This window comes from Microbacterium arborescens, assembly GCF_030369635.1.
GTDB lineage: Bacteria > Actinomycetota > Actinomycetes > Actinomycetales > Microbacteriaceae > Microbacterium.
Window position 1 is genome coordinate 2,032,541 of the sequence record NZ_CP128474.1, and the last position, 13,061, is coordinate 2,045,601.

Below are 13,061 nucleotides of genomic sequence, written 5' to 3' on the forward strand. Positions count from 1 at the left end.
GCGCCGTGGCGCCGTACGATGGAGGGCTGTGTCTTCGCCCGCCCCTGTGATCACGTTCCCACCCGAGCTGCCCGTCAGCGCGGCCCGGGACGAGATCGCGCGCGCCATCCGCGACCACCAGGTCGTCATCGTCGCGGGGGCCACCGGCTCGGGTAAGACGACCCAGCTGCCGAAGATCTGCCTCGAACTCGGACGCACGAGCATCGCGCACACGCAGCCGCGTCGGATCGCCGCACGGACGGTCGCGGAGCGCATCGCCGCCGAGATGGAAGTCCCGCTCGGCGGGGCTGTCGGCTACAAGGTGCGGTTCACCGACCAGGTATCCGCCGACACCCGGGTGGCGCTGGTCACCGACGGCATCCTCCTCAACGAGATCCACCGCGACCGGATGCTGCGCCGGTACGACACGATCATCATCGACGAGGCGCACGAGCGATCGTTGAACATCGACTTCCTGCTCGGGTATCTGCGCCGCATCCTCCCCCGTCGGCCCGACCTGAAGGTCATCGTGACCTCGGCGACGATCGACCCCGAGAGCTTCGCCGCGCATTTCGCCGACGCTCAGGGCGCGCCCGCGCCCATCATCGAGGTCTCGGGTCGCACCTATCCCGTCGAGGTGCGCTACCGCCCCCATGACGACGCCGGCGATGACGAGTCCGCTACGGATGATGTCGACGGCCTGGTCGCGGCGCTGCGCGAGCTCGACCGTGAGCCCGACGGCGACGTCCTCGTCTTCCTCCCCGGTGAGGCGGAGATCCGCGACGCGATGGATGCCGTGCGCTCCGCCTACGCGAGAGACGCGCGTCCGACCGAAGTGCTGCCCCTGTATGGTCGCCTCTCGGCTGCCGAGCAGCACCGCGTCTTCGAGCCCTCACGGGTCGCCGGTGTGCGGCGCCGCGTGATCCTCGCCACCAACGTCGCCGAGACGAGTCTCACCGTGCCCGGCATCCGGTACGTCATCGACGCCGGGACGGCACGGATCTCGCGCTACAGCAATCGCTCGAAGATCCAGCGCCTGCCCATTGAGGCCGTGTCGCAGGCATCCGCCCAGCAACGAGCCGGCCGTGCGGGCCGAACCTCCCCCGGTATCGCCGTTCGGCTCTACGCCGAGGACGACTTCACCTCGCGCCCCGAGTTCACCGAGCCGGAGATCCTGCGCACCTCGCTCGCATCGGTGGTGCTGCAGATGCTCGCGCTCGGGTTCGGCGACATCGCCGACTTCCCGTTCCTCACCCCGCCGGACTCGCGTGGCGTGAAGGCCGCGTTCGACCTGCTCGTGGAACTGCGCGCGGTGCGCCGCGACGACAAGGGCGCCTGGCGCCTGACGGAGACCGGCCGTGAGATCTCGCGCCTGCCGATCGACCCGCGATTCGCCCGCATGCTCGTCGAGGCTCGCGCACTCGACGTGACCCGCGACGTGCTTGCGATCGTGGCCGGCATGTCGATCCAGGACGTACGTGAGCGCCCGGAGGAACGGCGCGAGGAAGCCGACCGGCTGCACGCCCGCTTCACCGATCCGACGAGCGACTTCCTGACGCTGCTGAACCTGTGGAACCACCTGCAGGACCAACAGCGCGAACTCGGCTCCAGCGCGTTCCGCCGCGCGTGCCGCGCCGAGTACCTGAACTACGTCCGGGTGCGCGAGTGGTTCGACGTCCACCGTCAGCTCAGCACGCTGGCTCGCGGAGACCGCGACCGTCGCCGTCGCGAGAGCGACGAACGCCCCGTCGTCGCGGGGGCCGCGCATCCCGACCGCGTGCACCGTGCAATCCTGGCGGGCCTCCTGTCGCAGATCGGCGTCCTCGACACCCGGAGCACCTCGAACGCGCGTGCCACGGGTGGTCGGGGCGGTGGGAGCAAGCCGCAGCGCCCCCGCGCCGAGTACCGCGGCGCTCGGGGCGCGAAGTTCGCGATCTTCCCCGGCTCGGGTCTGCGTAAAGCGTCGCCGGACGCCGTGATGGCCGCCGAGCTCGTCGAGACCTCGCGTCTGTACGCCCGCACGGTGGCGGCGATCGACCCGGCGTGGGCCGAGGAGCTCGCCGGAGACCTGGCGCACCGGTCGATGAGCGACCCGCACTGGTCGAAGGATGCCGGCGCCGCGGTCGCCGCCGAGAAGGTCACCCTCTTCGGCGTCGAGATCGTCCCCCGCCGGCGCGTGCAGCTGGCCGGGCGTGACCGCGAGCTCGCCCGCGAGCTGTTCCTGCGGCACGCGCTCGTCGAGGGCGACTGGAACTCCACGCACCTCGACAAGCGGCTCACCGCCTTCGAGCGGCGCAACCTCGAGCTGAGGCGACGCCTCGAGAAGATCGAGGAACGCGAACGGCGTCGCGACATCCTGGTCGGCGACGAAGCGGTGTTCGCGTTCTACGACGCCCGCATCCCCCGCGACGTGTTCGACGTCCGCTCGTTCGAAGCCTGGTGGCGCGACGCCACGGCCCGCACGCCGCGCCTGCTCGACATGACCGAGAGCGACCTCGCCGGTGATGCATCCGGTAGTGACGAGCGCGCCTTCCCGGCGCGCTGGCGCCAGGGCGATCAGGTGCTTTCACTCGCCTACCGCTTCGAGCCCGGCGCCTCGGACGACGGCGTCAGCGTGGTCGTCCCGCTCGCACTCCTCGCCTCGCTCCGACCCGACGGGTTCGACTGGCAGGTGCCGGGTCTGCGCGACGAGCTGATCGCCGGGCTTCTTCGCGCGCTGCCCAAGGCCATCCGGCGGCACGTCGTACCCGCGGCCGACTGGGCGTCGCGCTTCGCCGAAGAGCTGGCCGCAGACGGACCCGAGTCGCGAGACGGGCTGCCCGCACGCACCCTGCGCGAAGCGCTCGCCGCCCGCATCCAACGCGTCGCGAATCAGCCGGTCACGTCGGCCGACTTCGATCTCGAGCGCGTGCCCGCGCACCTGTCGATGTCGTTCCGCGCCGTCGACGAGCGCGGGCGTCCGCTCGGCTCGTCTCGCGACCTGGCCGAGCTGCAGCAGCGGCTCGCGAACCGCAGCCGGGCGTCGGTGGCTCGCTCGCTCGCGAAGGCCGCCCCGCGCCCCGGCTCGCAACCCGCCGCAGCGGCGCCGGCCGCCGCGCTCGGCGCCGCATCCGGCAGTGACCAGCGAGCCGGAATCGCCGAGCAGAGCGGCCTGACCGACTGGACGTTCGGCGACCTCCCCGAGCTCGTCGACACGAGGGTCGCCGGCGGCGTCGTGCGGGGCTACCCCGCCCTCGTCGATGAGGGAACGGCCGTCACCCTGCGAATCGAGGCGACCCCCGATCGAGCGGAGCGCCTGACCCGCGCAGGCGTCCGGCGGCTCGTGCTGCTGTCGGTCCCGTCTCCGGCGACGTACGTGCTCGACCACCTCACCGCGTCCGAGAAGCTCGCGCTCGCGGCCTCTCCCTACCCGTCGGCGAAGGCGCTCATCGAGGACGCGCGCGTCGCCGTCGCGGACGCGGTCATCGACCGCACGGCGGCATCCGTCCGCACGCCGGCGCAGTTCCAGGCGGTGCGGGATGCGTTCTCGGCGGCTGTCGTCGACGAGCTGTTCCAGACCGTCTCGCTGAGCGCACGCATCCTGACCCTTCAGCGCGACGTCGAGCGGGCGATCCGCAAAGAGAACTCGATGGTGCTGCTCGCCGCCCTCGGCGATGTGAAGCAGCAGCTGGCCGGCCTGGTCTTCCCCGGATTCCTCTCGCAGACCGGTACCGCGCGGCTCGCGCATCTGCCCCGATACCTCCAGGGCGCGCTCGAGCGGGTGACCTCGCTGAGCGACAACCCCGGCCGCGATCGGCAGCGTCTCACCGAGTTCGAGCGCGCCGCGACGCTCTACACCGAAGCCGGCGGCACGATCCCCCCTGCCCACGATGCTCCCCCGAACCTGCGGCACGCGCGGTGGCTTCTGGAGGAGTACCGGGTCAGCCTCTTCGCGCAGCGTCTCGGCACGGCCGAGCCCGTGTCGATCCAGCGCATCACCAAGATGCTCGCCGGCAAGGGCTGATCTGTCGGTAGCGTGGCCCCATGGCCCACGCAGTGACGTACTCCGAATTCGGCGGACCCGAGGTCCTCACCCTCAGCGAGATCGAGGTCCCCGCACCGGGCCCGGGTCAGGTGCGCGTGCGCGTGACCGCGGCCGGGGTCAACCCGATCGATCACAAGCTGCGCGCGGGTCTGCGGCCCTCCGCCACCATCTCGAAGCCCCGGCGCATCGGCAACGATGGCGCAGGCGTGGTCACCGAGGTCGGCGCGGATGTCGACGGCTTCCGTGTCGGCGACGAGGTCGTCGTGTTCGGGGCGAGCGGTGTCTATGCGACCGAGATCGTCGTCACGCCCGACAAGCTCACGCCTCTCCCCGCCGGCGTCTCCCCTGCGGTCGGCGCGGCCCTGGGCATCCCGGTCGCGACGGCGTATCAGTCGCTCCGATCGCTCGACGTCGGCCCGGCCGACACCCTGCTGCTGCACGCCGGCAGTGGATCGGTCGGTCAAGCGGCCATCCAGTTCGCCCGGCTTCGAGGTGCATCCGTCATCGCCACCGCGAGCGAGGCCCGGGCCGATCGCGTGCGCGAGCTCGGCGCCACACCCGTCGGGTACGGCGACGGACTCGCCGACCGTGTCCGGGCCGCTGCACCGCAAGGCGTGACGGTGGCGCTCGACTGCGCGGGCACCGACGAAGCGCTGGAGGTCTCGCTCGACCTGGTCGCCGACCGTTCCCGCATCGCCACGATCGTGCGGGGAGCCGATGCCGCGGGCCTCGGCATCCGCGCGTTCTCGGGCGGAAGCCCCGAGCCGCTCACCGAACAGCAGGTTGCCTGGCGTGCCGAGGCGATCCCCGTGGTCGCGGCGCTGCTCGCCGCCGGCGCCTTCCGCGTCGAGCTCGGACCCGAGCTGCCCCTCGCCGAGGCAGCGGAGGCGCACCGGCTGGTCGCTGCCCACACCCCCGGCAAGATCACGCTCCTGCCCTGACCGGCCGCCACCCGACCACGGCGAAGCGGCGCCCGCACCGGCGATCCCATCGGGATGCCGACGCGAGCGCCGCTTGGTCGCTCAGCCTCGGGGCGTCGTCAGTTGCCCGAGCGCCGCTTGTTGTAGACGTCGAAGGCGACGGCGAGCAGCAGCACGAGACCCTTCACGGCCTGCTGCCACTCGATGCCGATGCCCATGATCGACATGCCGTTGTTGAGCACACCGATGATCAGACCACCGATGATCGCGCCGCCGATGGTGCCGACACCACCCTGCACGGCCGCCCCGCCGATGAACGCCGCCGAGATCGCCTCGAGTTCGAAGCCGTCACCGGCCTTGGGACCTGCGAGGTTGAGTCGCGCGGTGAAGATGAGACCGGCGAGGGCCGCGAGCACCCCCATGTTGACGAAGAGCCAGAAGTCGGCGCGACGGGTCTTGATGCCCGAGAGCTCGGCCGCGTGGCGGTTTCCGCCGATCGCGTAGATGTGACGACCGAACACGGTGCGGTTCATGACGATGCCGTAGACCAGCACCAGCACCGCCAGCACGATCAGGGTCACCGGAATGCCCTTGTAGGAGGCCAGCGCCCACGTGAACCAGCCGATCACGACGGCGATCAGGGCGAGCTTCGCGATGAACCAGACGAGCGGCTCGACGTCTTGCGAGTACTTCTGGCGTCCGGCGCGGGTGCGCCACTGCTGCACGACCAGGGCGACGATACCCAGCGCGCCGATCAGAAGCGTGAAGAGGTCTGGATCGGATTCACCGAAGATGCCCGCCAAGAAGCCGTTGCCGAGGGCACGGTACTCGGTGGGGAACGAGCCGATGTTCGCGTTGCCGAGCACGACGAGGGCGAGGCCGCGGAAGATGAGCATGCCCGCGAGCGTCACGATGAACGCGGGTATGCCCACGTAGGCGACCCAGAAACCCTGCCAGGCTCCCACCAGCGCGCCGATCAGCAGGGAGAGGACGATGGCGAGCCACCACGGCATCCCCATCTTGACCGCGAACACGCCCGACACGGCGCCGATGAAGGCGGCGACCGATCCGACGGAGAGGTCGATGTGGCCGGCGATGATGATCATCACCATGCCGATCGCCAGCACGAGGATGTAGCCGTTCTGCACGACCAGGTTCGACAGGTTCTGCGGACGCAGCAGGATGCCGTTGGTGAGGATGGCGAAGAGGGCGACCACCGCGATCAGCGCGATGAAGATGCCGTTCTTGCCGAGGTCGGCGAGGATGTGTCCGAGCCAGCGCGTGAAGCGGTTCTCGGTCGGGTTGAGCCCGCCGCCGGCGGCGGTTTCAGGGGCGTTGTTCTGAGACATTCGAGGATCTCCTGCGGCCCCGCTCAGCGGGGCTTCTCCATGGTCATGAGTTTGAGGACCGACTCGGGGGTCGCGTCGGCGATGGGCAGCTCACCGGTGATCCGTCCCTCGGAGAGGGCGTACACGCGGTCGGAGATGCCGAGCAGTTCGGGCAGCTCGGACGAGATCACGATGATCCCCTTCCCCGCTGCGGCGAGCTTGTTGATGATCGTGTAGATCTCGTACTTCGCCCCGACGTCGATGCCACGCGTGGGCTCGTCGAGGATGAGCACCTCGGGGTCGGAGTAGATCCACTTCGACAGCACGACCTTCTGCTGGTTGCCGCCCGAGAGCTTTCCGGTCTTGGCGAGCACGGTCGGCGCCTTGATGTTCATGCTCTTGCGGTACTGGTTAGCGACCGAGAACTCCTCGTTGTCGTCGACCAGACCGGCCTTCTCGAGCTTCTTCAGCGACGCCATCGAGATATTGCGCTTGATGTCCTCGATGAGGTTCAGGCCATACGTCTTCCGGTCCTCGGTCGCGTACGCGAGCCCGTTGGCGATGGCTTCGGAGACGGTGCGCGTGCGGATCTCCTTGCCGCGCATGAAGACCTTGCCCGAGATGCGGGTGCCGTAGCTGTGACCGAACAGGCTCATCGCGAACTCGGTACGCCCGGCGCCCATGAGCCCGGCGATGCCGACGATCTCGCCCGCGCGGACCGTCACCGAAACGTCGTCGACGACGACGCGGGTGGGGTCCTGAGGGTGGTGCGCGGTCCAGTTCTCGACCCGCAGCAGCTCGTCACCGATCTGCGGCTCGTGATCGGGATAACGGTGCTCGAGGTCGCGGCCCACCATGTCCTTGATGATGCGGTCCTCGGTGACGTCGTTCTTCGAGATCGTCTCGATCGTCTTGCCGTCGCGGATGACCGTGACGGTGTCGGCGACCTTCTTGATCTCGTTCAGCTTGTGGCTGATGATGATCGACGTGATGCCCTGCTCGCGCAGGCTCAGGATCAGATCGAGCAGGTGGTCGGAGTCCTCGTCGTTGAGCGCGGCGGTCGGCTCGTCGAGGATGAGGAGCTTGACCTCCTTCGAGAGGGCCTTGGCGATCTCGACGAGCTGCTGCTTGCCGACGCCGATCTGGTTGACCTTCGTCGTCGGGTTCTCCTTGAGCCCGACGCGACGCAGCAGCTCGGCCGCGGCGAAGTTGGTCTTGTTCCAGTCGATGAGGCCGCCGGCGCCCTTCCGCTCGTTGTTCAGGAAGATGTTCTCGGCGATCGACAGGTACGGGCTGAGCGCCAGTTCCTGGTGGATGATGACGATGCCGCGCGCCTCGCTGTCGCGCAGATTCTTGAACTCGACGGTGTCGCCCGCGTAGACGATCTCGCCGTCGTAGGTGCCGTGCGGGTAGACCCCGGACAGCACCTTCATGAGGGTCGACTTCCCCGCGCCGTTCTCACCGCAGATCGCATGGATCTCGCCGCGCTGGACGGCGAGATTGACATTCGAGAGCGCCTTGACGCCGGGGAAGGTCTTGGTGATCCCGCGCATCTCGAGGATGGTTTCGCTCACGTCTCCGACTTCCTTGTGGGGGTGGATGATTTCTCGGGTGCGGCGGCGGGAGCGGTTCGCTCCCGCCGCCGTTCCGAGGATGGGCGGATGCCGCGGCTCAGAGACCGAGCTCTTCGGCGGTCCAGTAACCGGTGTCGACGAGCGACGACTCCACGTTGTCCTTCACGACGGGAACCGGTGCCAGCAGGAAGGAGGGCACGACCTTGACGTCGTTGTCGTACGTCTCGGTGTCGTTGACCTCGGGCTCCTCGCCCTTCAGGGCAGCGGCAGCCATGTTCGCGGCAACCTTCGCGAGCTCGCGGGTGTCCTTGAAGATGGTGGCGTACTGCTCACCGGCGAGGATCGCCTTGACCGAGTCGACCTCGGCGTCCTGGCCCGAGATGATCGGCCACTCGGCGCCGAGCGAGTAGCCCGCGCCCTCGAGCGCGGAGATGATGCCTCGCGAGATGCCGTCGTAGGGCGAGAGGACGGCATCGACCTGCGTGCCGTCGGAGTAGTTGGCCGTCAGGATGTCCTCCATGCGGCTCTGGGCGGTCTCGCCGTCCCAGCGCAGCGTTGCGGCCTGCTCGATGTCGGTCTGACCCGACTTGACCACGAGGGTGCCGTCGTCGATCAGCGGCTCGAGGACCTCCATCGCGCCGTCCCAGAAGAAGAACGCGTTGTTGTCGTCGAGCGAGCCGGCGAACAGCTCGATGTTGAAGGGACCGGCCGGCGCGCCGTCGAGCGGCTTGCCCTCGAGGTCGGTCAGCCCGAGTCCGTTCAGGACCGTCCACGCCTGCTGGCGGCCGACGAGCGCGTTGTCGAACGTCGCGTAGTAGTCGACGTTCTCGGTGCCCTTGATCAGTCGGTCGTAGGCGATGACGGGGATCTCGGCGTCGGCGGCGTTCTGCAGCGCCTCGGTCAGCGTCGTGCCGTCGATCGAAGCCACGATGAGCGCCTCGGCACCCTTGGTGATCATGTTCTCGATCTGCGAGACCTGGGTCGGGATGTCGTCCTCGGCGTACTGGAGGTCGACCTGGTATCCCTGGTCCTCCAGAGCCTTCTTGACGGCGTTGCCGTCCTGGATCCAGCGCTCCGAGCTCTTCGTGGGCATCGCGACGCCGATGAGGCCGCCGTCGCCGCCGCCCTCACCGCCGCCGGCGCCGCCGCCGGTGCTGGAGCATGCCGAGAGCGCCAGGGCGCCGACGGCGAGCGTCGCTGCTGCGTACAGGAACTTCTTGTTCACTGTGTGTCCTTTCCAGTGACTTCACTGTCTTGCGGGAAATGGTGACCGCGCCCCGGTGCGGGGCTACCGGCGGTCGTCGGTGGTCTGTCCGTAAACGTTCTGATACCGGTCGTACAACGCATCGATCGCGTCCTGCGGGATCGGGATCACCTCACCCGCCTGCCGGGCGATATGGACCGTGCGAGCCACGTCCTCCACCATCACCGCAGCCTTGACCGCATCCTTCGCACTCGACCCGATCGTGAACGGCCCATGGTTCTGCATCAACACCGCCCGAGAACGATGCCCCCGCAACGTGTCCACGATCCCCCGACCGATCGAGTCATCACCGATGATCGCGAACGGCCCCACCGGGATCGGCCCCCCGAACTCATCAGCCATCGCCGTGATCACACACGGGATCTCCTCACCCCGCGCCGCCCACGCCACCGCATACGTCGAATGCGTGTGCACCACACCACCCACCTCGGGCATGTTCCGATACACATACGCATGCGCCGCCGTATCGCTCGACGGCGACCGATCAGCACCCGGCGTACCCGGCACCACACGGCCATCCAGATCACACACGATCATGTTCTCCGGAGCCAACTCGTCATACGACACCCCCGACGGCTTGATCACGAACAGATCAGCCCCCGGAACCCGCCCCGACACGTTCCCGCCGGTCCACACGACCAGCCCGTAACGCACCAGCTCCGCGTGCAACGACGCCACCTCGGCCCGAACCCGCGCTACCGCGACTTCGACCTTCACGCCGTCGACGTACTCGCTGCTGATCGCTGCGTTGCGTGCCACTCGAGTGCTCCTTCGCCCGGCCACCATCGGCGGGCCTCGATCGTGTGACAGTCGATGTGACCGTTCACATTGCGACACTATAGCCAGGGTCGGAACCGGGGTGTCAACTCCCGGCGTGTCTCGGATCGATAACGACGACTCAGCGCCGCGGACCGGTCGAGGAACGCACGACCAGCGCGGGAACGAGCACGGCCGGGTCCACCTCGCCCGAGCCGTGGCCGAGCAGCAGGTCCACGCAGCGGCGGCCGAGCTCTGCGAAATCCTGACGCACCGTCGACAGGGGCGGCCAGAAGTGCGCCGCCTCGGGGATGTCGTCGAACCCGATGATGCTGATGTCGCGGGGGCAGTCCAGCCCCTCGTCGCGGATCGCGTGCAGAAGCCCGAGCGCCATCTGGTCGTTCGACGAGAAGATGGCCGTGAAGTCGCGCACTCGCAGCAGCTCGCGGCCGGCGTAGTAGCCGAACTCCGCGGTCCAGTCCCCCAGCACCGGAGCGGTCGTGGGGATGTCGGAGTCGCTCATCTCCTCGAGGAATCCGCGCATGCGGGCTTCGGCCTCGATCCAGTCCTGCGGACCGGCGATGTGGTAGATCGACCGGTGGCCGAGCTCGATCAGATGCCGCGTGGCCAGACGAGCGCCGGCGATCTGGTCGACCGACAGCGCGTGCCCCGGATCCACCTCCGTCGATTGCAGCGTGACGTAGGGGATGCCGATCGGCTGCGCGGCGAGGGCGCGGAACACGCGCACCTGCGGCGCGATGACAACGAGCCCCTCGACCGCCTGAGCCACCAGGTGGGCGAGCCCGGCCTGGATCGAGCTCGGTTCGCGCGCATCGACGTTGGCGGTCGAGACCCAGTAGCCGCGCTCGCGGGCGGCGGCTTCGATCGCCGCGATGGAGGACGCCGGCCCGTACTGCGTCGCCGATGACGTCAGCACGCCGATGGTGTGCGACCGGCTCGTCACCAGGGCACGAGCGGCGCGGTTGGGGCTGTAGTCGAGCTCCGCCATCACGGCGAGCACGCGTTCCTTGGTCTCGGCGCGGATGCTCGGGTGATTGTTGAGGACGCGCGACACCGTCTGGTGCGACACACCGGCCAGGCGCGCGACATCGCGAATGCTCGGGCGACGGCCTGCAGCGTCCTCGCTCATGCTTCCTCCGGCCCGATGCGCACGGTCACATCGGCTCGAGCCCATTATGCACCGCGAGTTTCGAAAACACGCGGTCGAGGGAATGTGACAGTCACACCGGCATGCAAAGGTCGTGTGACAGCAGGCTTCCGCGTCACACGACCGACGCACCGCCCCGGCGCTCCCTCGCCGCCGTATGCTGACCGCATGTCCGACCTGGCGCGATTCCTGCCTCTGAGCCACCGGTCACCGGATGCCGCTGCCGCGGCGCCCGCCGACCGCCGGGTCCAGATCGCAGCCATCCTCACGCTCGCGGCCGCCGTGCTCGACGCGCAACCCGACGACCGTCGCCGGCAGTTCATCGATGAGGCCGGGCTGACGGGCGACGACGACGGCCGCGCTTCCCTCATCGATCTCGCCGACGCCGTCGGCCGCGGGCGACGGCGCTCCGGCCGCGATCTCACGGCCGTCGCGCGCGCGTACCTCCGGCTGCCGGGCGAGCGGCCGCCGCTGCCGTTCGACGTCGCCGGGACGGTCGCGCTCGCGGCCTCGACGAACGCTCCGTTCGCGCGACGGGCAGCGATCGCCGGGCACACCGTCCGTGCGACCGACGCCGGGTGGACGTTCGGGCGCGGCCCGGAGATCTCGGCGAGCGCCGACGACATCGTCGCGTTCCTCACGGGCGTCTCCGACGTGCCACCGCGGCGCAGCCAGGTCAGCTGAGGCGCAGCAGGTCGCGGTAGAAGCCGATCCCCCGCAACCAGACGTCGACCCGGATGCGCTCGTCGTGAGCGTGGAGGGCCTCACGCTCGGATGCCGTGAGGCGGAAGGGCGCGAAGCGGTAGACGTTCTCGCAGATCGCGGTGAACCACCGGCTGTCACTCGCCCCGAGCTGCAGATACGGAGTCGCGACGACATCCGTGCCGAGGGCGGACCCGACCGCTGTCGCGACGCGCCGCCACCCCTCACCCCGCCAAGGAGACACGGGCGACGGGTCCGAGCCGTGGCGCACCTCGATCTCGATGTGGGGGTCGGCGATGGCTCGTCGTGCACGCTCGGTCGCCGCGGCGACGGTGTCGCCCGTGAGCAGGCGGATGTTGACGGCTGCGCGGGCGGTCGTCGCGAGCACGTTCTCGCCGTCCGCGCCGCTGAGTTCGGTCACCACCGCGGTCGTCCGAACGAGGGCGTTGGTCTCGGCGCCGAACCGGGGCAGGGCTCGGGCGAGCAGGGCCCCGGTGACGGCGAGGTTCGCGAAGACGAAGCGGAAAGGCTCGCGGGCGAACGGTGCGAGGGTGCGGAACATCGCGCGTACCGGTGGCACGAGTCGCATCGGAGCCGGATGACGGTGCAGCCGGTCGATCGCCCGCGCGAGTCTCGCGGTGGCGGGGAGCCGCGGCGGCGTCGACGCGTGACCTCCCGCCTCGCGGGCCGTCAGATCGAGGGTCATGACGCCTCGCTCGGCGACGCCGATCATCGCGGTCTCGACCTCGACACCGGGGACGGCGCCCGACACGACCGCGCCGCCCTCATCGACGACGAGCGCGGGCCGGATGCCGCGGTCGCGCAGCACCTCGACGATCGCGGGCGCGCCGAGGCCGGCCACCTCTTCGTCGTGGCCGAAGGCGAGGTAGACATCGCGCGCCGGCCGCCACCCCTCGTCGACGAGGGCCTCGACGGCCTCGAAGATCGCCACGAGCGAGCCCTTGTCGTCGATCGCGCCGCGCGCGTGGATCGTCGCCTCCGCGCCGTCGCCGGTCAGCACGGCGTCGAACGGCGGGTGGGTCCATTCGTCGGGCACGACGGGAACCACGTCGTAGTGCGCCATGAGCACGAGCGAGGCGTCGGGCGCTCGCCCGGGCCACCGGTAGAGCATCGCGTGCTCCCCCACCAGCTCGAGCTCGAGCTCGGCGTGCACGCGGGGATAGAGGCGACGGAGAGTCTCGCGGAAGCGGCTCAGCTGATCGGCGTCCGATGCTGCCGGCACGGCGTGCGAGACGGTCGGGATCCGCAGGAGCTCGCGGAAGCGTTCGACGGCGGCGGTGTCCACGGTGCGAGCCTACGCCGCGCGGGTCGCCGCCCCGCTGGCT

9 protein-coding genes are annotated in these 13,061 nt (G+C 69.6%); 3 read left to right on the forward strand and 6 right to left on the reverse strand.

All coding sequences use genetic code 11. The features are described 5' to 3' along the window. Window positions 1-28: 28 nt before the first annotated feature. The gene (hrpA, locus tag QUC20_RS09630) at window positions 29-3,982 is read left to right on the forward strand and encodes an ATP-dependent RNA helicase HrpA (RefSeq protein ID WP_289329716.1); all 3,954 of its coding nucleotides are present in this window, start codon (window positions 29-31) and stop codon (window positions 3,980-3,982) included. Window positions 3,983-4,002: 20 nt separating this feature from the next. Further along, window positions 4,003-4,944 (forward strand): quinone oxidoreductase family protein, encoded by a 942-nt coding sequence (locus QUC20_RS09635; RefSeq protein WP_289329717.1) that lies wholly within the window; start codon window positions 4,003-4,005, stop codon window positions 4,942-4,944. Window positions 4,945-5,042: 98 nt separating this feature from the next. On the opposite strand, the gene mmsB is transcribed toward QUC20_RS09635, so the two are convergent. From mmsB to QUC20_RS09660, 5 genes are all read right to left on the reverse strand, one after another. Further along, entirely contained in the window at window positions 5,043-6,272 is a 1,230-nt protein-coding gene (mmsB, locus tag QUC20_RS09640) for a multiple monosaccharide ABC transporter permease (RefSeq protein WP_120262371.1), read from the reverse strand. 23 nt (window positions 6,273-6,295) lie between these two features. Continuing rightward, window positions 6,296-7,825 carry a multiple monosaccharide ABC transporter ATP-binding protein gene (gene mmsA / locus QUC20_RS09645; RefSeq protein WP_112617952.1) on the reverse strand — a complete coding sequence of 510 codons (1,530 nt, stop codon included), beginning with the start codon at window positions 7,823-7,825 and terminating at the stop codon, window positions 6,296-6,298. A gap of 97 nt (window positions 7,826-7,922) precedes the next feature. Further along, complete coding sequence (gene chvE, locus QUC20_RS09650) at window positions 7,923-9,050, reverse strand: multiple monosaccharide ABC transporter substrate-binding protein (protein WP_289329718.1); 1,128 nt, start codon at window positions 9,048-9,050, stop codon at window positions 7,923-7,925. A gap of 63 nt (window positions 9,051-9,113) precedes the next feature. Then, window positions 9,114-9,875, reverse strand: coding sequence for an L-ribulose-5-phosphate 4-epimerase (locus QUC20_RS09655; protein WP_289329719.1), 762 nt, complete (start codon window positions 9,873-9,875; stop codon window positions 9,114-9,116). A gap of 112 nt (window positions 9,876-9,987) precedes the next feature. Then, window positions 9,988-10,995: a LacI family DNA-binding transcriptional regulator gene (locus QUC20_RS09660; protein WP_289329720.1), complete on the reverse strand. Its 1,008-nt coding sequence runs from the start codon at window positions 10,993-10,995 to the stop codon at window positions 9,988-9,990. Window positions 10,996-11,181: 186 nt separating this feature from the next. Between QUC20_RS09660 and QUC20_RS09665 the strand changes: the two genes are divergently transcribed. Further along, on the forward strand, window positions 11,182-11,697 hold the full coding sequence (locus tag QUC20_RS09665; protein ID WP_289329721.1) for a hypothetical protein: 516 nt from the start codon (window positions 11,182-11,184) through the stop codon (window positions 11,695-11,697). Here QUC20_RS09665 and QUC20_RS09670 read toward each other — a convergent pair. Further along, the gene (locus QUC20_RS09670) at window positions 11,690-13,021 is read right to left on the reverse strand and encodes a M20/M25/M40 family metallo-hydrolase (RefSeq protein WP_289329722.1); all 1,332 of its coding nucleotides are present in this window, start codon (window positions 13,019-13,021) and stop codon (window positions 11,690-11,692) included. The two genes, QUC20_RS09665 and QUC20_RS09670, sit on opposite strands and share 8 nt — an antisense overlap. Window positions 13,022-13,061 lie beyond the last annotated feature (40 nt).

Excerpts from the sequence above, each read along its gene's own strand:
- QUC20_RS09635 (WP_289329717.1), top strand. The coding sequence starts at position 4,003 with ATGGCCCACGCAGTGACGTACTCCGAATTCGGCGGACCCGAGGTCCTC.
- mmsB (WP_120262371.1), bottom strand. The coding sequence starts at position 6,272 with ATGTCTCAGAACAACGCCCCTGAAACCGCCGCCGGCGGCGGGCTCAAC.
- QUC20_RS09655 (WP_289329719.1), bottom strand. The coding sequence starts at position 9,875 with ATGGTGGCCGGGCGAAGGAGCACTCGAGTGGCACGCAACGCAGCGATC.
- QUC20_RS09660 (WP_289329720.1), bottom strand. The coding sequence starts at position 10,995 with ATGAGCGAGGACGCTGCAGGCCGTCGCCCGAGCATTCGCGATGTCGCG.
- QUC20_RS09665 (WP_289329721.1), top strand. The coding sequence starts at position 11,182 with ATGTCCGACCTGGCGCGATTCCTGCCTCTGAGCCACCGGTCACCGGAT.